At 47.4% G+C, this 21,912-nt stretch carries 21 protein-coding genes; 1 reads left to right on the top strand and 20 read right to left on the bottom strand.

All coding sequences use genetic code 11. The annotated features are described in order from the left end of the window. Positions 1-436: 436 nt before the first annotated feature. Positions 437-988 carry a hypothetical protein gene (locus tag J2X75_RS28925; protein WP_310342951.1) on the bottom strand — a complete coding sequence of 184 codons (552 nt, stop codon included), beginning with the start codon at positions 986-988 and terminating at the stop codon, positions 437-439. 86 nt (positions 989-1,074) lie between these two features. Between J2X75_RS28925 and J2X75_RS28930 the strand changes: the two genes are divergently transcribed. After that, positions 1,075-1,665 carry a TetR/AcrR family transcriptional regulator gene (locus J2X75_RS28930; protein WP_310342953.1) on the top strand — a complete coding sequence of 197 codons (591 nt, stop codon included), beginning with the start codon at positions 1,075-1,077 and terminating at the stop codon, positions 1,663-1,665. 84 nt (positions 1,666-1,749) lie between these two features. On the opposite strand, the gene J2X75_RS28935 is transcribed toward J2X75_RS28930, so the two are convergent. The 19 genes from J2X75_RS28935 to ftsH all read right to left on the bottom strand — a co-directional run bounded on the left by J2X75_RS28935 (position 1,750) and on the right by ftsH (position 21,887). Next, entirely contained in the window at positions 1,750-3,087 is a 1,338-nt protein-coding gene (locus J2X75_RS28935; protein WP_150364149.1) for a TrkH family potassium uptake protein, read from the bottom strand. 203 nt (positions 3,088-3,290) lie between these two features. Beyond that, positions 3,291-4,802: a lysine--tRNA ligase gene (gene lysS, locus J2X75_RS28940; protein ID WP_310342957.1), complete on the bottom strand. Its 1,512-nt coding sequence runs from the start codon at positions 4,800-4,802 to the stop codon at positions 3,291-3,293. 115 nt (positions 4,803-4,917) lie between these two features. Then, a complete protein-coding gene (greA, locus tag J2X75_RS28945) occupies positions 4,918-5,397 on the bottom strand; it encodes a transcription elongation factor GreA (protein ID WP_076216743.1) in 480 nt (159 codons plus the stop codon). A gap of 246 nt (positions 5,398-5,643) precedes the next feature. Beyond that, positions 5,644-6,663, bottom strand: a complete 1,020-nt coding sequence (dusB, locus tag J2X75_RS28950; protein ID WP_310342962.1) for a tRNA dihydrouridine synthase DusB — start codon at positions 6,661-6,663, stop codon at positions 5,644-5,646. A 96-nt stretch (positions 6,664-6,759) separates the two neighbouring features. Beyond that, complete coding sequence (locus J2X75_RS28955; RefSeq protein WP_036668438.1) at positions 6,760-6,954, bottom strand: helix-turn-helix domain-containing protein; 195 nt, start codon at positions 6,952-6,954, stop codon at positions 6,760-6,762. Further along, on the bottom strand, positions 6,915-7,463 hold the full coding sequence (gene folK / locus J2X75_RS28960; protein WP_307540848.1) for a 2-amino-4-hydroxy-6-hydroxymethyldihydropteridine diphosphokinase: 549 nt from the start codon (positions 7,461-7,463) through the stop codon (positions 6,915-6,917). Before folK ends, J2X75_RS28955 begins: the two co-directional genes overlap by 40 nt. Positions 7,464-7,472: 9 nt before the next feature. Beyond that, positions 7,473-7,835, bottom strand: a complete 363-nt coding sequence (folB, locus tag J2X75_RS28965) for a dihydroneopterin aldolase (RefSeq protein WP_150364151.1) — start codon at positions 7,833-7,835, stop codon at positions 7,473-7,475. 119 nt (positions 7,836-7,954) lie between these two features. Further along, complete coding sequence (gene folP / locus J2X75_RS28970; RefSeq protein ID WP_310342968.1) at positions 7,955-8,818, bottom strand: dihydropteroate synthase; 864 nt, start codon at positions 8,816-8,818, stop codon at positions 7,955-7,957. Further along, positions 8,815-9,699: an aminotransferase class IV gene (locus tag J2X75_RS28975; protein ID WP_310342970.1), complete on the bottom strand. Its 885-nt coding sequence runs from the start codon at positions 9,697-9,699 to the stop codon at positions 8,815-8,817. The genes folP and J2X75_RS28975 overlap by 4 nt, the downstream gene beginning before the upstream one ends. Before the next feature lies 1 nt (position 9,700). After that, entirely contained in the window at positions 9,701-10,276 is a 576-nt protein-coding gene (pabA, locus tag J2X75_RS28980; RefSeq protein WP_076320273.1) for an aminodeoxychorismate/anthranilate synthase component II, read from the bottom strand. 50 nt (positions 10,277-10,326) lie between these two features. Further along, positions 10,327-11,898 carry an anthranilate synthase component I family protein gene (locus J2X75_RS28985; protein ID WP_310342975.1) on the bottom strand — a complete coding sequence of 524 codons (1,572 nt, stop codon included), beginning with the start codon at positions 11,896-11,898 and terminating at the stop codon, positions 10,327-10,329. Between the two features lie 140 nt (positions 11,899-12,038). Continuing rightward, a complete protein-coding gene (gene cysK, locus J2X75_RS28990; protein ID WP_036668448.1) occupies positions 12,039-12,977 on the bottom strand; it encodes a cysteine synthase A in 939 nt (312 codons plus the stop codon). Between the two features lie 345 nt (positions 12,978-13,322). After that, positions 13,323-14,273 (bottom strand): peptidyl-prolyl cis-trans isomerase, encoded by a 951-nt coding sequence (locus J2X75_RS28995; protein ID WP_310342978.1) that lies wholly within the window; start codon positions 14,271-14,273, stop codon positions 13,323-13,325. Positions 14,274-14,296: 23 nt separating this feature from the next. Next, on the bottom strand, positions 14,297-15,187 hold the full coding sequence (gene hslO / locus J2X75_RS29000; protein WP_310342980.1) for an Hsp33 family molecular chaperone HslO: 891 nt from the start codon (positions 15,185-15,187) through the stop codon (positions 14,297-14,299). A gap of 102 nt (positions 15,188-15,289) precedes the next feature. Beyond that, positions 15,290-16,060, bottom strand: a complete 771-nt coding sequence (locus J2X75_RS29005) for a type III pantothenate kinase (RefSeq protein ID WP_026081372.1) — start codon at positions 16,058-16,060, stop codon at positions 15,290-15,292. A gap of 6 nt (positions 16,061-16,066) precedes the next feature. Continuing rightward, on the bottom strand, positions 16,067-16,933 hold the full coding sequence (gene nadC / locus J2X75_RS29010) for a carboxylating nicotinate-nucleotide diphosphorylase (RefSeq protein ID WP_310342984.1): 867 nt from the start codon (positions 16,931-16,933) through the stop codon (positions 16,067-16,069). Beyond that, positions 16,930-18,570, bottom strand: coding sequence for an L-aspartate oxidase (nadB, locus tag J2X75_RS29015; protein WP_310342987.1), 1,641 nt, complete (start codon positions 18,568-18,570; stop codon positions 16,930-16,932). Before nadB ends, nadC begins: the two co-directional genes overlap by 4 nt. Before the next feature lie 35 nt (positions 18,571-18,605). Further along, a complete protein-coding gene (gene nadA / locus J2X75_RS29020; protein ID WP_017691350.1) occupies positions 18,606-19,544 on the bottom strand; it encodes a quinolinate synthase NadA in 939 nt (312 codons plus the stop codon). A gap of 297 nt (positions 19,545-19,841) precedes the next feature. Then, positions 19,842-21,887, bottom strand: coding sequence for an ATP-dependent zinc metalloprotease FtsH (ftsH, locus tag J2X75_RS29025; protein WP_036606115.1), 2,046 nt, complete (start codon positions 21,885-21,887; stop codon positions 19,842-19,844). Between the last annotated feature and the right edge of the window lie 25 nt (positions 21,888-21,912).

Raw genomic sequence — 21,912 nt, forward strand, 5'->3', positions numbered from 1 at the left:
TATTGAAAAGAGCGATAAGCTCATTTTGAATCTGACGAGATTAAAAATCTCATTTGTGCTCCAGTTGATCCAAGCCAAGGCTCGTTTCAAACTTTTGCGTTCATTCTGCAAGCAGAATTTTTACTCACTCGTTGTTCAGTTTTCAAAGATCAAACTTATTTCATTACCGAATGTCGTTCTCTTCAGCAACTTTTATATCTTATCACATCCGAACCAACTTTGCAAGCTCTTTTTTTAAGTTTCTTTCGAAGCTTATTTCGTTTGCTTGCCGCACCGTGTAAACCGTGTTTTCTTGGCCGGACTTAGAATATACCATGTACAGATTTTGAATGCAAGTCTTTTTTTGAAACTACATTAACAAGCGGTTTGATCTAATACAGACGTACATATGGTACTCTCCCAACTTAGCAAGTTCATACGCACGTCCATTTTCACTTTAATGTTTAACATTCCTAGCAGGAACCTTTCTTGGCCATAAACTGTAACTAAAACTTATCAGAAAATCGATTCCGAGTATCATTCCCCACACTCTGATCAGATTATTGAAGGCAGCTGTACGTTCAGCATCTCCAATCCACCATATCATGGCGAATAAAAAAGCACTTCCTATAGCCCAAGCCAATAGATGTCTAAACCATCCACTACGTTCACGACTCGCATGTTCTCTGCCATATAACTTGTTGCTGCGAGGATTCTCTCCACCCTTGAACCAATATAGGAAATATCGATCCGCCCAAGCGATCATCTGGTGACCATATGCAATGCTTGCTCCTATATACACCGCAGCTATACCATGAATCATACTTGCTGTAGCTCCTCGCTGTAGATCCATGACTGTAGCTACCAGCAATAACAGATCGATAACCGGTGTTGCCATTAACAAACCGATGCCTAACCGCTTCATGCCAAGGTGATACCTGACACTCAGACCCGTGAACACAAACACCCAAAAGGCAATCTCACAACCTATAATGAAATAACCAATCATTTCAGCCCCTCCTTTTTTGATACATATGTATTAAATATAATTTAGCACGTATGTACTATAATAATCAATAGTGATATAATATGCCTATGCCTAAAATTGTTGATCATGATAAACAGCGCGTGCTCGTGGCCGAGGCAGCTTGGCGTATTATACGAAGAGATGGCATGGAACAAGCCTCTGTTCGGAATATCGCTGAAGAAGCTGGAGTTTCGGTCGGTTCGATGCGTCACTACTTCTCTACACAGTCGGAACTACTACTATATGCCATGAATCTGGTATCCGAACGGGTATCCCATCGAGTCCAAAAAATGTCCTTTACCGGCTCTCCCATGGACAATATGAAATGCCTATTGCTCGAATTCTTACCAAACACGGAAGAAAAACTGGCCGAAATGGAGGTGTGGTACGCTTTTACAGCCAGATCGAAAACCGATCCTACACTCAAAGAACTTGCTAATACCGTATATGATGAATTCAGACAAGCTGTAGGCTCTGTTATCACCTACCTGATAAAGCTCGACCTCTCCAGAACCGATCTGGACAAAGAACTGGAGATTGAAAGATTGTATGCACTCGTGGATGGCTTAGGCATACATACCGTGCTTAGACCGGATCAGATGAATGCCAAACTTATGGACGATGTTCTCACTTTGCATCTTGCTTCCTTGTGCCGTTAAACCAAAAAAACCGCAGCACATTCGTGTGACTAAGGCCCGTTACGATAACAGGAGTTAGTTCTGAATGTCTGACGGTTTTTCTTTTTATCCGATAATGATCCGGCCTTCCGGATGACGATACAGTTTCTTCTCTTTGCGCGGACGAAGGGCATACGCGATGGTTAATGGCCCAATCCGACCTACAAACATGGTAAAGGTAATAATGATTTTTCCCCAATTGGTCAACTCATCAGTCACTCCCACAGAAAGACCCACGGTGCCAATAGCCGATGCAGCTTCAAACATCAGTGAAAGGAATGGCGCATCCTCTGTCGTAAGCAGAAGCATCACCACGATCATGAATATGATCAGAGAAACCATAATAATGGTCAACGCCCTCATCAGCAGTTCTTTCGGAACACGCTGGCGGAAAAATACAATATCCTTATTTCCCCGAATCATGGCATACACTGCACCAATCATGATCAGGAATGTAGTTGTCTTGATCCCGCCCCCGGTCGATCCCGGGGAAGCCCCGATAAACATCAGCAGAATGAAGAAGAATTGGGTAGCCTGCCTCATCTCCGTGATATCGATTGTACTTGTTCCCGACGAACGTGTAGAGACAGACTGGAAGAAGGACGCATAGATCTTCTCGCTCCAGGTGAGCGAAGCCAGTGTATGTCCATTGGTGAATTCGAAAACAAACAACACAATCGCTCCTATACCGATCAACGCTCCAGATACAGACAGCACCAGTTTGGACTGAAGAGATAGACGGCGGCGTTTGCGATACTCAAACAGGTCATTCAATACAACAAATCCAAGTCCACCAGAGACAACGAGCACAGAAGCGGTCACATTGAATATCCAATCTCCAGTGTAGTATTGAAAGCTGTTACCAAACAGATCAAATCCGCCGTTATTAAACAATGAAACGGAATGAAATATTCCATAGTATACAGCCTGACCCAATGGCATCTCCGTTGCCCAGCGCAGCGCCAGTATTACAGCAGCCACCCCTTCAATGGTAAAGGAGAAAATCAACACCTTGCGGATAATGCGTACAATCCCTTCCATGCTGTCTGCATTAATGGCTTCTTTGAGTAATAGCCTGTCCTTGAGGGAGATTCGCTTGCCCAATACAAGCGCAAAGAGGGTAGCCATGGTCATGAAGCCGAGTCCACCAAGCTGCATTAATACCATAATGACGATCTGACCAAACAAATTAAACGTTGTCCCTACATCCACAACAACCAATCCAGTCACACATGCGGCAGAGGTTGATGTAAAGAGCGCGTCAATAAACGCCAAATGTTTACCGCTTTGGTTGGAGATTGGCAACATGAGAAGCACGGTTCCAATCGCAATGATAAGCAGAAAACCACCGACCAGAATTAACGGAGGAGATAAGAATTTGGCAAAGTGAAGCCTGAACTTCATGAAGGGTACCTCTTTTAACAAAAATACGAACAGGTTAATCTAACAAATTCAAGACGCGGTGCTACCCTAATGGTTGCTGCGAGCAAGGGCCTTCTGAAAAACTTTATTTTTAGCGTCTATGTAAACCTAAAGAGGAACTTGCCCCAGCATGATACTGAACGGCAGGTTCCTCTTCTATTATGAACGTATCCTACGTTCCTTATTTAATCTTGCGTACGAGGACGCATGTGCGGGAAGAGCAGTACGTCACGAATCGACGGGGAGTTGGTAAGCAGCATGATCAGACGATCAACCCCGATTCCCAATCCGCCTGTTGGTGGCATACCATATTCGAGCGCACGGATGAAGTCGTCATCCATCTCATGAGCTTCGTCGTTCCCATGTTCTTTCTCCAGCATCTGTGCTTCAAAGCGCTGACGTTGATCGATTGGATCATTCAGCTCCGTGAAGGCATTGGCATGCTCGCGTCCAACGATGAACAATTCGAAACGATCCGTGAAGCGCGGATCTACATCATTTTTCTTCGCCAGCGGTGAGATTTCAAGAGGATGACCCGTGATGAATGTCGGTTGAATTAACGTCTCTTCCACAAATTCCTCAAAGAACGCGTTCAGAATATGACCAAATGTCATATGTTTTTCAACCGGAACCTTATGTTCCTTCGCCAAGTTATGTGCTTCCTCATCCGTCATATGTACGGAGAAGTCCACGCCCACAACTTCCTTAACTGCATCCACCATCGTAACACGGCGCCACTGCGGCGTAAGATCTACTTCATAATCTCCATACTGGATCACTTGCGTACCCAGTACTTCCTGTGCAATATGAGCAACCAGGTTCTCCGTCAAATGCATGATATCTTTGTAGTCGGCATATGCCTCATACAATTCAATCATTGTGAATTCCGGATTGTGACGTGTGGACATACCTTCGTTCCGATATACACGGCCGATCTCATATACCTTCTCCAGTCCGCCAACAATCAGACGTTTCAGGTGAAGTTCAATCGCAATCCGCATGTACAGTTCCATATCCAGCGCATTGTGATGCGTAATAAACGGACGTGCTGCAGCTCCTCCTGCGATCGTATGCAACGTAGGTGTTTCCACTTCCAAATATCCAAGGGAATCCAGGTAACGGCGCATCGATTGAATGATTTTGGAACGTGCGATAAAGGTCTGTTGTACGTCCGGGCTCATAATCAGGTCAACATAACGCTGGCGGTAACGCAACTCTACGTCGGTGAGACCATGGAATTTATCCGGAAGCGGATAGAGCGATTTGGACAGCACTTCAAGATCTTTCACTTTGACAGAAGTTTCACCTGTTTTGGTCTTAAAGATCACACCCGTTACCCCAACGATATCGCCAAGGTCCAGCAGGCTAAATGCCGCATACTTGTCTTCAGGCACGCTATCCTGACGAACATAGATCTGGATTCTGCCGCTCAGGTCCTGAATATGTGCGAAGCTTGCTTTACCCATTCCCCGCTTCGCCATAATCCGTCCGGCAATACTGACTTCGATGTGCTTCTCTTCCAGCTCTTCCTTGGTCAGTTCTTCATACTTCTTCAGAATGGAGCCGGCTTCTTCGGTACGTACGTATTTTTGGCCAAAAGGGTCGATTCCCAATTTGCGGAGCTCGTCCAATTTGTCACGGCGAATTTGTAAAAGCTCGCTAAGTTCGGTTTCCTGATTCAAGACTTCATCCGTCATGATCTGTATTCATCTCCTTATTTACATTGCAGGCATCGCGTGAGGACACTCTTCCTCAATGTTGAAAAAGCTTCCCTAAGGAAGCTTTTGTTTACCGTGCCCAACTGCTTCGTTACTATAGCTTTTTAATATCTACAATTTTATATTGAATTACGCCAGCAGGCACACTTACATCAACAACTGTACCATTTTTCTTGCCCAAGATCGCTTTACCGACAGGGCTTTCGTTAGAAATCTTGTTCTGAAGCGGGTTTGATTCAGCAGAACCTACAATTGTATACTCTGTGATGTCGCCGAATTCCAAATCTTCCACAGTGACTGTTGCACCTACACTCACAACATCGGTGTCAATCTCATCACTGTTAATAATGCGTGCGTTCCGAAGCATTTTCTCCAAAGTAATAATACGACCTTCAATGAAGGCCTGTTCGTTCTTGGCATCTTCGTATTCAGAGTTCTCACTGATATCTCCATACCCGATGGCTACCTTAATCCGTTCAGCCACTTCGCGGCGCTTCACTGATTTCAATGTTTCCAGTTCTTCTTCCAGCTTCTTAAGTCCCTCTGGTGTAAGGATAACTTCCTTGTCGCTCATCTCAACCGATTCTCCTGTCATGGGAATAATTTGGATTGTACGGCAACGGAATCAGTGCTAATTACATAGCTCCGCCCGCATACATCTTCAAAACTATATGAAGTTCTCCAGAGAAATAGAATATTCCTCCTGATGACTAGCCTTTAATTAACGCACATGGCGAATTTATACTGTGAAAGTATAGGGGAACGATCTCGAAAAGTCAATGTTACGTCCTCTATAGCTGTAAACGTTTTACAGTCTTAATTACGATGCACTTCCGGCAATTACCGGTTCTGACTCCAAATTGCCTTCGCGTTTCAGCTGACTCACAAAGTTCTCCAGAATCTGTACCATCTCATCACGCTTGGTACCTTCCATAATAACGTCCTTGATGCGAGCAGATCCTTTCAAGCCTTTCAAATACCAAGCCAGATGTTTACGCATCTCGCGTACAGCAACCGTCTCATTCTTCAGTGCAATCAGGCGATCCATATGCAGGATGGCAACACGGATCTTCTCTTCGCCATTCGGGTCAGGAAGCAATTCCCCCGTGCTTAAGTATTGAATGGTACGATACAGCATCCATGGGTTACCCAGGGCAGCACGACCAATCATAACTCCGTCACAACCCGTTTCATCCAGCATACGGCGAGCATCCTCTGGTGTATGGACATCACCATTGCCGATCACTGGAATAGAGACAGCCTCTTTTACATCTTTGATGTGTGACCAGTCAGCTGTGCCTGTGTAGAGTTGCTCACGCGTACGGCCGTGCACACTTACCGCCTGTCCACCCGCACGTTCAACCGCGAGCGCATTCTCCACCGCGAAGATATGCTCGTTATCCCAGCCAATACGCATCTTGACCGTTACCGGCTTCTCAACCGCATCTACTACAGCGGATACCATCTCATAGATCTTGTTCGGATCTAGCAACCAACGTGCACCTGCATCACATTTCGTTACCTTAGGCACAGGGCATCCCATGTTAATGTCGATAATGTCTGCATTGGTTTCTTGATCCACGATTTTGGCTGCTTCTACAAGGGAATCACGATCTCCCCCAAAAATTTGAAGGCTCAGCGGTTTCTCACGCTCATCTACAAATAACATCTCACGTGTACGCTGGTTGCCATGGACAATGGCTTTGCCACTCACCATCTCCGCGCATACGAGGCCTGTTCCGAATTCTTTTGCGATCAAACGAAAAGCCGGATTACATACGCCAGCCATCGGCGCAAGTACGACCTGGTTTTTCATTTCAATGCCACCAATGTTAAGCACGGTAGTCGTTCCACTCCTTTTTTAATTCTGTATATATCACGATATTAAGTTCGATTGATATCTTGGTTGTTGTAACATGACGAAACCGAAACAGTCCTAGTTGCCCCGCAACTCCTCGATACTGATTGCCAGCACACCAGCAATTCGATCGAGCTCTTGCTGTGATACCTTACGGTTTCCCCGTTCAATGGTTCCCAGAATGGCCAGCGAGATGCCGGTCTCGGCCGCAAGTTCATGTTGTGTTAAACCTTTCAGCTTCCGGAATGCCCGGATTCGATTGGCCAATTGCATGTTTTCCAAAGCTGTATTCCATCCTTTCCATCCAGTACAGACAACGATGAGTGTACAAAGGTATACAAACCTGAAATCTCGCCCTCCGGTACGATATCCGACAATGGTACCAGTACAAAAGCCCGTTCTCCCATACGGGGATGAGGCAATTGAAGCAATTCGGTATCTCGCGTCTCACCTTGCATCCAGAGCAGATCCAGATCAACGGTGCGCGGTCCCCAGCGAATATCACGAACACGTCCAAGCCGGTTCTCGATATCCAGTAATTCCGTGAGCAACTGTTCCGGTGTCAGCATCACCTGTACGGCGACTGCCATATTCAGAAATGCAGGCTGATCTACATATCCTACAGGCTCCGTCTCATATAGTGCAGAACAACGCAGAACGGATATATGAGGGTGTTCATCCAGCAAAGACAATGCTTCAAGCAGCGTCTGTTCCCGGTCACCCAAATTGGCCCCTAAAGCAATATAAGCCTCTGAAGATTCAGAGGTCGAATGTGCAATCATGATCGGTTCTCACTTTCTTGTGCGGCGAAGCTCTACCGTTACGCCCTCAAAATGAATATCGAATGGCGGATGTGGCTTCGTCACCTTGACTGTCAATGCATTGATAATAGTATAAGTGTCTAGTAAAGAAGATGCAATATGTTCGCCCAAAGCTTCAATTAACTGGAACGATTTATTCTCAACAATCTGTTTTACCAGCTCATGGATCTCCGCATAATTGATCGTTTTGGTCAGATCATCGTTACGCCCAGCCTCACCCAGGTCCATGTCAATCTCCAGATCAATATAATAACGTGCCCCTAGCTTCCGCTCCTCGGCAAATACACCGTGATATCCGTAATACTCCATTCGATGCATAACCATTCTATCCATACGATCCGCCTGCCCTCTATATATATATTGAAATCCTAATCTATTTGAAGATATCCTTTTGCTTTGCCTTTGAAAAACGCTACGCTTCCACTGGCCGGGTCACTCGGGACCCGCCAGCATTATTTCCTCCGTAGACCCGGAGAAGCATATAACATGGCATCACACATGTCTGCCGTCCGCCGAATCGGCTTCACATCATGAACCCGAACCATTTGGCAGCCTTGGGCAATGCCAAATGCTACGGTCGCAGCGGTTCCTTCCAGCGCATCATCCGCCCCGACATTCAGGGTATTCTGGATGAATCTTTTACGTGAGGTGGCTAACAGAACGGGATATCCCATTTCATTGAGCAAACCGAGCGATGACATGAGCTTCAGATTTTCTCCGAGATCCTTCACAAAACCAATGCCCGGGTCCAGGATAATTTGCTCTGCTTTCACGCCGGCTGTTAATGCAATCTGTATACTCTCCTGCAAATCACTGACAACATCACTCAGATAATCGGTATAGTTTCGCTCCTGCCGATTATGCATCAGAATGATGGGACACCCCAGCTCTGCTGCCGTGCGGGCCATATCTGCATCTGCCTTGGCACCCCACACATCATTAATAATATGAGCACCTGCCAGAATAGCCTGACGTGCAACATCGGCCTTATACGTGTCTACCGATATCGGAATATGCGGGGCTTGCTGATGCAATGCTTCAATAACCGGAATAATCCTGCTGAGCTCTTCATCGGCGCCCACGACATCTGAACCTGGCCGGGTGGACTCCCCGCCGATATCAATCAGGTCCGCCCCGTCCTCCATCATCTGTTTGGCATGAGCAACCGCCCGCTCCACGTTGGTATAACGTCCCCCATCTGAAAACGAGTCAGGCGTGACATTAAGAATGCCCATAATCTGTGTTCTTGTACCCAGCTTCAATTCAGCTGGCCCCCATGCATAGTTCCGTTCATAGATGACAGGTGTAAGTGTCATGAAGTATACCCCGCTTTCTGCCGGTACATACCCAGAAGGACTGCTGTAACCGGGCCAATATGTCGGTTGCTAATTATCGTTTCGGCTCCGTCCTGATCCCGCAGAGTCGTCACCGGAACCAGTTCGGCCACCGAGCCGGTTAGAAATATTTCATCTGCTTGAAGGAGGTCCTCCCAAGCCGCTAGCGTTTCTATGTAGGGGATTCCTTGCTGCGAGGCAATCTCCATTACCACAGCTCTTGTGATACCCGGCAGAATGCCCGTTGAGAGTGCTGGCGTGTAGATTACTTTTTCCCGTACCCAAAATACATTGCTGACGATCCCTTCCGCTATATGACCATCCCGGGTTAATTGTAACCCTTCCGCACCCTGCACATGCTGCCCGTATCCATTAAGCTCCCGTTTCGCCAGAATGCTGTTCATGTAATGTAGCGACTTGAACCGAACTTCTCCTTCGGGCGTGTTGCGAGGTGTAGACAACCGTTGGAGCATTTTGCCGCTCTCATATAAAGAGGGAGAAGGTTCAGGTAATGCTTTTGCCAGTAAAATATGATTTGGCTTCGAATAATCACCAGAAGGTAAGCCTAGCGGTGCTTCACCGGCTGATACCGTATAACGTACATACGCATCCAGAAGTCCGTTCGCATCCATCAAACGTTGAATCCAATCTGTCACCTCTGCCGCAGTCGTTGTAAAAGGAATGCCAAGTTCCTTGCACCCCGAAGCCATGCGCTCCAAATGCCGTTCCAAAAGATATGGGACACCTCGATACGTCCGGAACGTCTCAAACAGTCCAAGTCCGTACAAAAAGCCGTGATCCGTTACAGGAACCACGGCCGCCGCCATATTGACCAACTCTCCGTTTATCACGGCATATTGCATGTTATACCTTCACTTGTTGGGACAAAAAGTTACGAAGCATCTGATGACCATGGTCTGTAATAATGGATTCCGGGTGGAATTGAACACCTTCAATCGCATATTCTTTGTGGCGCAGACCCATAATTTCACCTTCAGCTGTCTCCGCTGTAATCTCCAGGCAGTCAGGCAAGCTGCTGCGCTCGACAATCAGGGAGTGGTAACGGGTAGCTGTGAATGGAGATGGCAATCCGGCAAAGACCGATGTCCCATTGTGGTGCATCTCAGATGTTTTGCCGTGCATCATGCGCTCCGCACGAATGACATTGCCACCAAACGCTTGTCCAATGGACTGATGTCCCAGACAAACACCAAAGATCGGAATGCTTCCCTTGAAATGATTAATGACTGCCAAGCTAATGCCTGCTTCATTCGGTGTACACGGGCCCGGAGAGATCAGAATATGATCAGGTGCCAGTGCCTCTATGCCTGCCAGATCAATCTCGTCGTTGCGGCGAACTTCCACCGTCTCACCCAGTTCACCCAAATATTGAACCAGGTTGTACGTGAAGGAATCGTAATTATCGATAACCAGTATCATATGCCTGCTCCTCCTCATCTTCCGTCAATGCAAGTGACGGTTGCTTCGTTTTATTTTAGTTTAACAGCTTCCGCCTTTTCGCTGTAATTCACAGCTCTCATCATGGCTCTTGCTTTGTTGCGGCATTCCTTGTATTCCCGATATGGATCGGAATCAATGACAATTCCTGCACCGGCCTGTACATAACCAATACCTTCCTTAATGGCAAGCGTACGAATGACGATGTTCAATTCCATATTTCCACTGTAATCCATCCACCCGACGGAACCCGTATAAGGTCCACGACGAACAGGCTCAAGTTCCTCGATAATCTCCATGGTGCGGACTTTCGGGGCTCCAGTAATTGTTCCACCCGGGAATGTCGCAGCGATCACATCAAATACCGATAACCCTTCTGCCAGCCTGCCTTCCACCTGGGAAACGAGATGCATGACATGGGAATACTTCTCGATGGTCATCAATTCAGGCACATGAACCGAACCATAGGCCGCAATCCGTCCAATATCATTACGTTCCAGATCAACGAGCATAATATGCTCCGCCCGTTCCTTCTCACTGCTGAGCAGTTCATCCGCCATAGCATTATCTTCTGCTGCATCACGGCCCCTTCTTCGGGTCCCTGCAATGGGACGTGCACTGACTTTGCCATTCTCCACTTTGACCAGAAGTTCGGGAGATCCGCTTACCAGTTGAAAGTCTGGACTACGCAGCATACCCATATACGGTGATGGATTCACAAGGCGCAGCCATTCATAAATATGCTCAGCGCTCGAATGAAGCCTCTTCTCCTGTCTCAAGGACAGATTCACCTGGAACACATCGCCCTGCCTGATATATTCCTGTACCGTACGTACAGCCTGTTCAAAGTCCTCCTGGGGAAAGGAGGTTTCCCATCCTTCCAATTCCCTTTCCGCATCTTCAGGCTGCGGGGTACGATTGACCTGCTTGTTGCGGCGTTCCAGTGCCTGTTGTTGTTCCTCAGCCTGTGCAGCCCCCATAATGTGAAGCCATCTTTGCTGCATCGCTGTCGCTCGTGCTTCGGCCGTTGCATATAGGCTATGGATATCAGTTTCGTTCCGGTTAGGCTCTATATCCAGATGAACCATGCAGAAAAGCGCCTGCTGCTCATGGTCATACGCCCATATTTCTTCAAAGCGCATCCACCAATAATCCGGCAGAGAAGGATTATCTTCAGCCAAGGCTGGAAGCTTCTCCAATGATCTTGCTACATCGTAGCTGAGATAACCTGCGTATCCACCCCCAAAGTCTGGAGCCCCATTAACCTTGGGTGCGCTATACGAGGCAGTCCATCTCTTCAATACATCAAGTGGCTTGCCGCTGTCCGTCGAGGTGGTTCCTTGCGTCACATCATGAATAACCGCTTCTTGACCTTTACCTGAAATTACGGATACGGGGTCTAACCCCAGAAATGTATATCTCCCGCCTTTGCCATTCTCCAGCACAATTGCGTATGGTGACGCCTGCTCCCAGGCTACCTCCCACGATAACGGTAAACCGCCATGATACGGTCCCTCATCCGACTTCGTGATATAGGGCATCATGGTCCAGCCTTGTTCAGCCCACTCCATCCAGTCGGCGTATGTTGTCATCAGGTGTGTCATTGCGGTGTGCCGCCCTCCATCTGTCGCTAGTTCTATTGTCTGATAGTATACTAAAGCGCCGCCCCTTTTAAAAGCATTACGCCAAAAATCCTCCATACCCGTCATACGGGCAAGGAGGATTGGTTTTGTCATTTGTAGACTTAGCCTTCGAAGTTGTAAAGAGGTGTGCTGAGGTAACGTTCGCCGTTACTCGGCACGATTACGACAACGCGCTTGCCTTCACCCAACTGTTTCGCTACCTGAAGACCTGCACGGATCGCCGCACCGGAAGAAATCCCAGACAGAATGCCCTCTTCCTTCGCTACCTGACGAGCCGTCTCGAATGCATCATCATTCTCAATGTGAATGATCTCATCATAGATTTCCTGATCCAGAATCTCAGGGATAAAGTTGGCACCAATCCCCTGGATCTTATGTGGTCCTGGTTTGCCGCCCGCCAGAATTGGCGAAGCTGCTGGCTCAACCGCAACAATTTTAATACCAGCGAAAGCTTCTTTCAGCACTTCGCCTGTACCTGTAATTGTTCCACCTGTACCGATTCCCGCAACGAAAGCATCCAACGTACCGCCTACAGATTGAATTGCTTCAACAATCTCAGGGCCAGTCGTTTCACGGTGGATCTTCACGTTGGCTTTATTTTTAAATTGCTCAGCCATGAAATAGGAAGGGTTTTCTTTCAGCAGTTCTTCGGCTTTTTTAACAGCACCATTCATACCTTCAGCTCCAGGTGTAAGCACAAGCTCAGCACCATACGCACGAAGCAAGTTGCGACGCTCCAAGCTCATCGTCTCAGGCATTACAATAACGGACTTGTAGCCTTTGGCTGCAGCCACCATCGCGAGTCCAATTCCCGTGTTACCACTTGTTGCTTCAATAATGGTATCACCTGGTTTTAGCTTGCCTTCTTTTTCCGCTTCTTCCACAATGCTAATTGCGATACGGTCTTTCACGCTTGAACCTGGATTCTGGTACTCCAGCTTCACGAATACTTCAGCACTGCCTTCAGGTACGATACGGTTCAGACGAACAAGCGGAGTACCTCCGATGAGTTCTGTTACGTTATTAACTACTTTAGCCATATGAATGCCCTCCTTAGTGGATGAATAAAACTTAAGTCCTGTTAACCTATACTGTGCGGCCGGTAGCCTCTAGCTGTTATAGAAGAACTGCGGAAATCCTGTTGATCCTATCCCTTACTGCTAAGATTTCTAGACAGGGCGGAGGTTTCCGAAAGTTTCTTTGTTCATAAGTAAATCTTTTATATCCGAGTAAACGAGTAGGTATTTATTATTTTCATCTTATCAACGTTAACCCTCATTGTCAATATGAGTACTCAAAAAAAATACTCTGCCTTCGGCCCTAAGACCGCAGACAGAGTATTTTTATCAAGATGCAGCAGTACGATACAATCTTTTCCATTGCATTCAGGAGGCAGGAATCTCGGACAGGATTACGGCTTCATACTTGTTACGTAGCATTTGCTCTACCTGCGGCAACGGATCAGCCTGACTCAGAGCCAGTTCCATTCGAATCTCCTCACGGACTTCTTCGACCGATTGCACCTGGCGTTCTTCTTTATCATTAAGTCTGATAATAACATAACCTTCTTCCACTCGAACCGGTCCGGCAATATCGCCTACATCCAGCCCTGCAGCAAGTTGAAGGATTTCTTCTGACTGGAATGGATCATTCCGCTCAATCCATCCCAGCCTCCCACCAGCATCACGAGAGAAGCTGTCTGTCGATTGCTTGCGAGCAGCTTCTTCAAAGTCCTCCCCCTTCTCCAACGCATCCAGTAAGGAATCGGCTTCCTCTTCTTCCTTCACTACGATGATGGACAAGTCATATTTCTCGGGGGAAACGTAATCCTCACGGTGTTCAGTCCAGTAATGCTCAATATCTGCATCCTTGATCTGTATGCCAATCGTTGCGATTTTCTCAAGCAGTAGCCTGTAGCCGGCTTCCAATTCAAGTTCCTGTTTTGACAGGCCCAATTGAGACTTCATTTCGTCAAAATATGATTTCTCTGAATCGTACCCATCCATCGCGGCGGCAAGTTCTCTTGCAATCTCTTGGGGAGTGACGATCAGCTTGCGTTCAATTGCTTCGGCATAAACTGCTTTACGGTTTAACATCTGGAGTAATAACTCACTGCCGTAACGTCGTTTCAGCGCATCGGTCCACTCTTTGTCCGTGATAACTTCTCCGTTGATCGTCGCTACGGTGCTTCCTTCTTCCGTATTGGCATCATGAGACGCATCTGCCTCGTCTTTGCCCTGTCTGAGACCATGCATAGCCATCACACTACCCATGACCAGCATACCTAGCGTCAAGACAATTACAGCCGTCCACAATCCTTTTTCCTGTCTTGTCATTCCGCATCCCGTCCCCGCATAGATCAGTTCTTGGCTTGCTCTAGGATGGTCTCAAGTTGTTCTTTGTTAAAGTCATAGGCTTCATTACAGAATTGGCAGACCACTTCAGCCTGGCCCTCTTCTTCAATTAATTGCTCCATCTCCGTTTGGCCCAGGCTGATTAGTGTCTTCTCTACCCGCTCACGTGAACACTCACAGCTAAAATGAATATCCAATCCTTCCATCACTTGTACATCTGGCAACAATCGGCGAAGCAACTCTTCCAATTCAAGTCCCTGCTCCAGCAACGTCGTCACTGGCGGCAACGTACTAATGGCGTTTTCGATCGCCGTGATCTCTGGATCTGTCAATCCCGGCAACAGCTGCATAATGAATCCACCTGAGACAATAACGGAATTATCCGTATCAACGAGCACACCAACGCCTACAGCAGAAGGTGTTTGCTCCGATTGCGCAAAGTAGTACGTGAAGTCTTCGCCCAGTTCTCCTGAAATAATAGGCACACTGCCACGATATGGTTCTTTCAGTCCCAAATCCTTCGTTATGTTGATGAAACCTTCCGTTCCAACCGCGCCTGCAACGTCCAGTTTACCCACACTATTGCTTGGCAAATGTACATGCGGATTAGAAACATATCCTCGTACTTCGCCTTTCGCATTGGCATCAGCTACAATCTGTCCAATGGGCCCATCACCGTTGACTTGTACCGTTAACTTCTCTTCACCTTTGAGCATTGCACCCATAATGGCTGCTGTTGTAACCGTACGCCCCATGGCAGCTGTAGCCGTGGGAAACGTATCGTGTCTTCTGCGTAGTTCCTCAACCAGTTCCGTAGTCTGGATAGCAAAGGCTCTTACCTTTCCATTCATTGCTGTACCACGAATTAACCGGTCATGCTTCTTATTGTTTTCCAAGTCATTCAGCCTCCTTTGGCGTATCGCCATAATAGTATTACACAGAAAAAACGGCACAACACTTAAGCTGTAATCTCAGCCCGCTGTATGCCGTCTCTATGCTCACCTTTCCCGGTTCCGCTCATATATAATACGCAGCCCTTCAAGCGTAAGCAGCGGATCAACTTCCTCTATACTACGGGTTTCTTCTGCGATAAGTGTAGCGAGACCACCCGTCGCGATAACTCGGGGCTTCGCTCCCATCTCCTCGCGAATACGTTCTACAATACCATCTACCTGGCCCGCATAGCCAAATATAATACCCGCTTGCATGGCATGAATAGTATTACGACCAATGACCTTTTTAGGTTTCTCCAGCTCTATACGAGGCAACTTGGATGCCCGCTCATAGAGCGCTTCAGTGGCAATCTGAATGCCAGGTACAATAGCTCCCCCCAAGTAGTGGCCTTTCTCGTCAATACAGTCAAAGGTCGTTGCAGTACCGAAATCGACCACGACGAGAGGGCCGCCATACTTCTCAACGGCTGCCACTGCATTAACAATACGATCTGCACCCACTTCACGAGGGTTCTCGTATCGCAGATTCAAGCCAGTTTTGATACCAGGCCCAACGAGCAAAGCTTTTTTGCCTACATACTTCTCGCACATCGCTTCGATAACATTCACCAGTGGCGGAACCACAGATGAGATGATGACACCTTCGATGTCACTTGCCCTGATGCCGGACATATGAAATAAATTATAAATCAATACGCCGTATTCATCCACTGTTGACTGACGTGATGTACTCAGACGAAAGTGGTGCAGCAATTCCCGGCCTTGATATACGCCGAGCACCATATTGCTGTTCCCCACGTCTACAACTAAAATCAAAGAGGTTCACCCCTCTTTCTTTTCATATAAATCCAGACTAATATCCAGGCTCTCAAAGGAATAGGTTAACCTGCCAACCGAAATTACATCCACACCACTCTCTGCAATACCGCGAATGGTCTGAAGGGACACGTTACCGGATGCTTCAACCTTCACATGAGGAGCCTGTTCACGAATAAGCTCAACTGCTTCACGCATCCGCTCTGGATGCATGTTATCCAGCATAATGATATCTGCCCCGGCTTGCAAGGCTTCTCTCACCTGCTCCAAATTTTCAGTCTCCACTTCAATCGTCATCGTATGTGGGATAACGGTTCGCGCACGCTGTACCGCCTCGGTGATTCCGCCTGCACCCTTGATGTGGTTATCCTTAATCATAACGGCATCGTACAGTCCAAATCGATGATTCGCTCCGCCACCCACGCGCACTGCATATTTCTCAAGTAATCGGTGGCCCGGCGTTGTCTTACGTGTATCCACAAGTCTGGTCTCAAGACCATCCAGAACATCCACGTAGGCACGCGTACGCGTAGCTATTCCGGACATACGTTGCAGCAAGTTAAGTGCCAGTCGTTCCCCTGTAAGCAGTGAATGTGTACTTCCCTCTACCTCGGCCAAAATCGTGCCATGGGTAACCTTGTCTCCGTCTGTTACCTTCGGTGTAAATACTAGATCAGGATCAACGACCTGAAATACAAGTTCGGCTACGGTCATGCCTGCAATAATACCATTGTCTTTGGCGTGTATAATGGCCTTGGATTGGTTGCCTGCCGGGATCGTCACACTCGTTGTAACGTCACCTGCACCGACATCTTCACGAAGCCAGTTTTTGATTGATTCGATAAGCCCTTCATTGTATCCGTTTAGTATCATGACATCAATTCCTCCACAATCGCTTGTTCTCGCTGCTGCAGACTATGCTTCTGCCACACGATATCATCACGTGCCGGGAAATCCTCACGATAGTGAGCCCCCCGACTCTCCTCGCGGTGTAATGCTCCGCTGGTAACTAACCAGGCACAGGTCAGAAGGTTGGCATACTCCAGCTCTTCCTTATGAGTGAGAGTCTGATCAAAAAATTGCAATTCCTGTTGCAGCTTGATCATGGCCTTCTGCAGGTCCTCACCATTCCGGCGCAAGCCTACCTGACGAACCATCATTTTCTGTAATCGTAAGCGTCTTTCGGATACCGGCCTGTGCTCTTCCGTGATCTTGTTGATCTTGTTATTCATGCCCACAGACGAAGGCGCCCCCCCTCTTGCTTGTAATAAACCAAGCGGAGGGAGAGATTGAATACGATCAACAATTCTCCGCCCAAATACAATCGCTTCTGATAAAGAGTTGCTTGCCAGACGGTTAGCTCCGTGCACTCCTGTAGAAGACACCTCACCACAAGCAAATAATCGGGAGATGCTGCTCTCTCCACTTAAATCCGTTTTCACTCCACCCATCATGTAATGGGCAGCAGGTGCAACGGGAATCCAGTCCGTTGTCATGTCCAATCCATAACGCATACAAGTTTCATATATGGTAGGGAACCGATGCTTGATCATCTCTGGCTGTTCATGCGTAATGTCCAAGTACACAAAGGTACTGTTGGTGGACTCCATCTCACTAACAATCGCTCGTGCCACGATATCGCGTGGGGCCAGTTCAAGCTGGGCATGATAACGATCCATGAAGCGCTCGCCCTTCACATTGCGCAAATATGCTCCTTCGCCGCGTACGGCTTCTGACACAAGGAAACGCGGGGCTCCAGGGTAACAAAGAGAGGTGGGGTGGAATTGGATAAATTCCATATCACGAACAATAGCCCCAGCCCGATAAGCCATGGCTACACCATCGGCAGTAGCTACATCGGGATTCGTCGTGTATCGGTACAGTTGTCCTGCCCCACCAGAGCAAAGAACGGTTGCCTGTGCCTTCACGAACACTTGCGATCCGTCATCCTTCTGAACCAGAGCGCCAATGCATTCCCCTCGATCTCGATCTGTAATCAGGTCAACAACAAAATGCTCATCCCATACTTCAATCCCGGGATGCTCATTCACTTCAACAGCAAGCGCACGTACAATCTCATATCCTGTTGCATCTCCGTTGGCATGCAAAATACGGCGGTGGCTATGCGCACCTTCCTGCGTCAACGCCAACTCGCCGTTCTCCAGATCAAATAAAGTACCCAAACGAATCAGTTCCTTCACTCCGTCCGGCCCCTCATTCACCAATACCTCTACCGCTTCGGAGCGGCATAAGCCCGCTCCTGCTACAAGTGTGTCCTGCAAGTGGTACGCAGGTGAATCATCCTCAGCAATAACCGCAGCGATGCCTCCCTGCGCATATCTGGTGTTACTTTCAAGTAATGACTTCTTTGTGATCATTAATACACGTTGTTGTTCACTTGCCTTAATGGCAGTAAACAAACCAGCAATCCCTGAGCCTATAACCAGCACATCCGTCTCTACCATGGGTAGCGCAGACAGATCAAAATCAACTAAATATTGCGGTATCATGTTATTCACCTGTCTTGGAGCAAGAGTAGCGCATCCTACTTTACCAACAACATGCGCTCTAGTGATTCTCTGGCTTTGTCGGCAACGGCCGGTGGCACGTAGATTTGCGGCTTCATCGTTTCCAGGCATTTCACCAGTTTCTTCAAGTTGTTCACCTTCATGTTGGGACATACGAGGAACTTGGTAGCAAAGTGGAACTGTTTATCCGGACTATCCAGACGAAGCTGATATCCTGTACCATCTTCGGTACCTACGATAAATTCCTTCGCTGATGAATTTTTGCAATACTCCAGAATAGCTGTTGTGCTGCCTACAAAATCACCCATTTCTACAACCTCAGGGCGACACTCTGGATGGACAACAAACTCTGCATTTGGATGCTTGGCTCTCATCTCCACCACATCTTTGACTGTAAGCATATCGTGAGTGTTGCAGTAACCTTCCCAGATAATCATTTTCTTGTCTGTATGCTGCTGCACATAATGTCCCAGGTTTTTATCCGGTACCCAGATAATTTCGTCGGAATCCACCGATTGAATAACCCGGACTGCGTTCGCTGATGTACAACAGATGTCAGTCTCTGCTTTGATCTCAGCCGAGGAATTGATATACGTAACCACCTTGGCATTAGGATGTTGTGCTTTCAATTTGCGTAGTCCATCCACATTCACCATATCTGCCATTGGGCAGCCCGCACGTTCGTCCGGGATAATAACTGTTTTATTTGGCGCCAGAATTTTAGCGCTTTCACCCATAAAATGAACACCACAGAAAACGATCACATCCGCATCTGTCTGTGCTGCCTTCTGGGCTAACAGAAATGAATCTCCACGGAAGTCGGCAACCTCCTGTACTTCGTCACGTTGATAATAATGGGCAAGAATAATGGCATTACGTTCCTTCTTCAACTCCATAAGCCGCTCACGCAGCTCGCGGTTCATCTCAGCCTTGCGCTCTAAAGCCAGAGCTTCCACCTGTGATCCTCTCCTTTATCGGGACAGCGTCATGCGCTGTTTCGTGGGCTAACCTAAGTCGTTATCTTCGCTTGAGAAACGAATCACAAGCGGTTTAACAACTAATTTACACAACGTTCACGACTCTGTCAATAAATGAAAAAGGCCCGGAACAGCGCTGTAACCACCTGTTTGCTAACTGGTTCGCCATCTAACTCCCGTTTATCTTTATCTATCCTCTTTTAAAATAATGGATAAAAAAAGAGAGCCCGAGGGCTCTCTTGATTTTACCTGCTATCATAGCCAGATGTATTGTCATTAAGACGTTGGCTTCGTTCCGCCATCATCCGGGTTATTGTTATTACCCTTTTCCAGATTCGGAGCTTCGTTTGGAATATCTCCGGCTGGTGGCTCAGGCGTTTCATCTTTACCTTGAATACGAACACGCACATCACCGATGGTGTCGATGATTGGCTCTCCGCCTTCAGTTGGTGTGCCTTCACCATCATTGTCATTCTCTGCTTTTGGAGTCAAAGAACCTGTTTCGATCAATTGCTTGATCTGATCCATTTCCAAAGTCTCTACCTCAAGCAAAGTTTGAGCGATCAGGTGCATCTCTTTTGAATGTTTAACAAGCAAGTCCTTACACTTCTCATAACAGTCATTGATAAAGCGTTGCATTTCCTGATCAATCTCATAAGCAATGGAATCCGAGTAATTCTGTTCATGACCGATATCCCGACCAAGGAATACCTGTCCTTGTGAACTTCCGAATTGCATAGGTCCCAATTTCTCACTCATACCGTATTCCATAACCATGCTGCGAACAATACCTGTCGCTTGCTGGAAGTCACTGTATGCACCAGTACCAATTTCTCCGATGAACAATTCTTCAGCTACACGACCCCCGAGAAGTCCGGTTACTTTATCCAGCAATTCCTGCTTGGTAACCAGCATACGGTCTTCTTTTGGCAACATGATTACATATCCACCCGCACGTCCGCGCGGAATAATGGTCACTTTATGTACCATATCAGCATGTTCGAGGAAGTATCCTACAATGGTATGACCTGCTTCGTGATAAGCAACGATTCGTTTCTCGCGATCACTGATGACACGGCTTTTCTTCTCCGTACCAACGATGACACGGTCAATCGCTTCGTCAACTTCCTTCATGGAAATGTCTTTACGGTTACGACGCGCTGCAAGCAATGCCGCTTCGTTCAAGAGATTCTCCAAATCCGCACCAGAGAAACCTGTTGTACGCTTCGCGATAATATCCATCTTCACATCTTTGGTCAGTGGTTTATTACGGGAATGTACTTTCAGGACAGCTTCACGACCTCTTACATCAGGGCGGTCAACCGTAATTTGACGGTCAAAACGTCCTGGACGCAGCAAGGCAGGGTCCAAAATATCTGCACGGTTCGTTGCGGCAATGATGATAATACCTTCGTTAACTCCGAATCCGTCCATCTCAACGAGCAACTGGTTGAGTGTCTGTTCACGTTCATCGTGACCACCACCGAGACCAGCACCACGCTGACGTCCTACAGCATCAATCTCATCGATAAAGATGATACATGGGGCATTTTTCTTCGCATTTTCAAACAAATCACGAACACGTGATGCACCGACACCGACAAACATTTCCACGAAGTCGGAACCTGAAATAGTGAAGAATGGTACACCCGCTTCACCGGCTACGGCACGAGCGAGCAATGTTTTACCGGTACCTGGAGGCCCTACGAGCAATACGCCCTTAGGAATCCGCGCACCTACTGCTGCGAATTTACGAGGGTCCTTGAGGAAGTCTACAACCTCAACAAGTTCCTGTTTCTCTTCGTCAGCACCTGCAACATCTTCAAATGTAACCCGCTTCTTCTCTTCGTTGTAGAGACGAGCACGGCTTTTACCAAAGTTCATTACTTTACCGCCGCCGCCTTGAGCCTGATTAAACAGGAAGAAGAACAGCAGGAACATAATGATCAAAGGAATAAAGGAAGTCAGCAACGTCAACCAGATGCTGTCACCTTTCATTGGCTCCTGATGATATTGGAAATTGTTAGTTTCACTTGCAGCTACAAGCTCACTAATTGCCTCATCCGTAGGAGGAATATACGTTGAGAAATTTTCTGATTTGGCGCCATCAGGTGCCTTCTTGTATTGACCGGTCACGAGATACGTTTGACCGTTGAATTGAACCGTCAATTCAGAGACATTGTTGGCTTTGATCGCTGCACGCAACTGATCATATCTAGGATTATCGGTGGCTTCGCCGCCATTGCTGACGAACTGGACTATCCCCACCACAACTAAAAAAAGAATCAAATAAAAACCAGAATTCCGGATGAACCGATTCATCCCCTACCTCCTCTCGAGACACTTT

It is taken from the genome of Paenibacillus sp. 2003 (assembly GCF_031455635.1).
Taxonomy (GTDB): domain Bacteria; phylum Bacillota; class Bacilli; order Paenibacillales; family Paenibacillaceae; genus Paenibacillus; species Paenibacillus amylolyticus_B.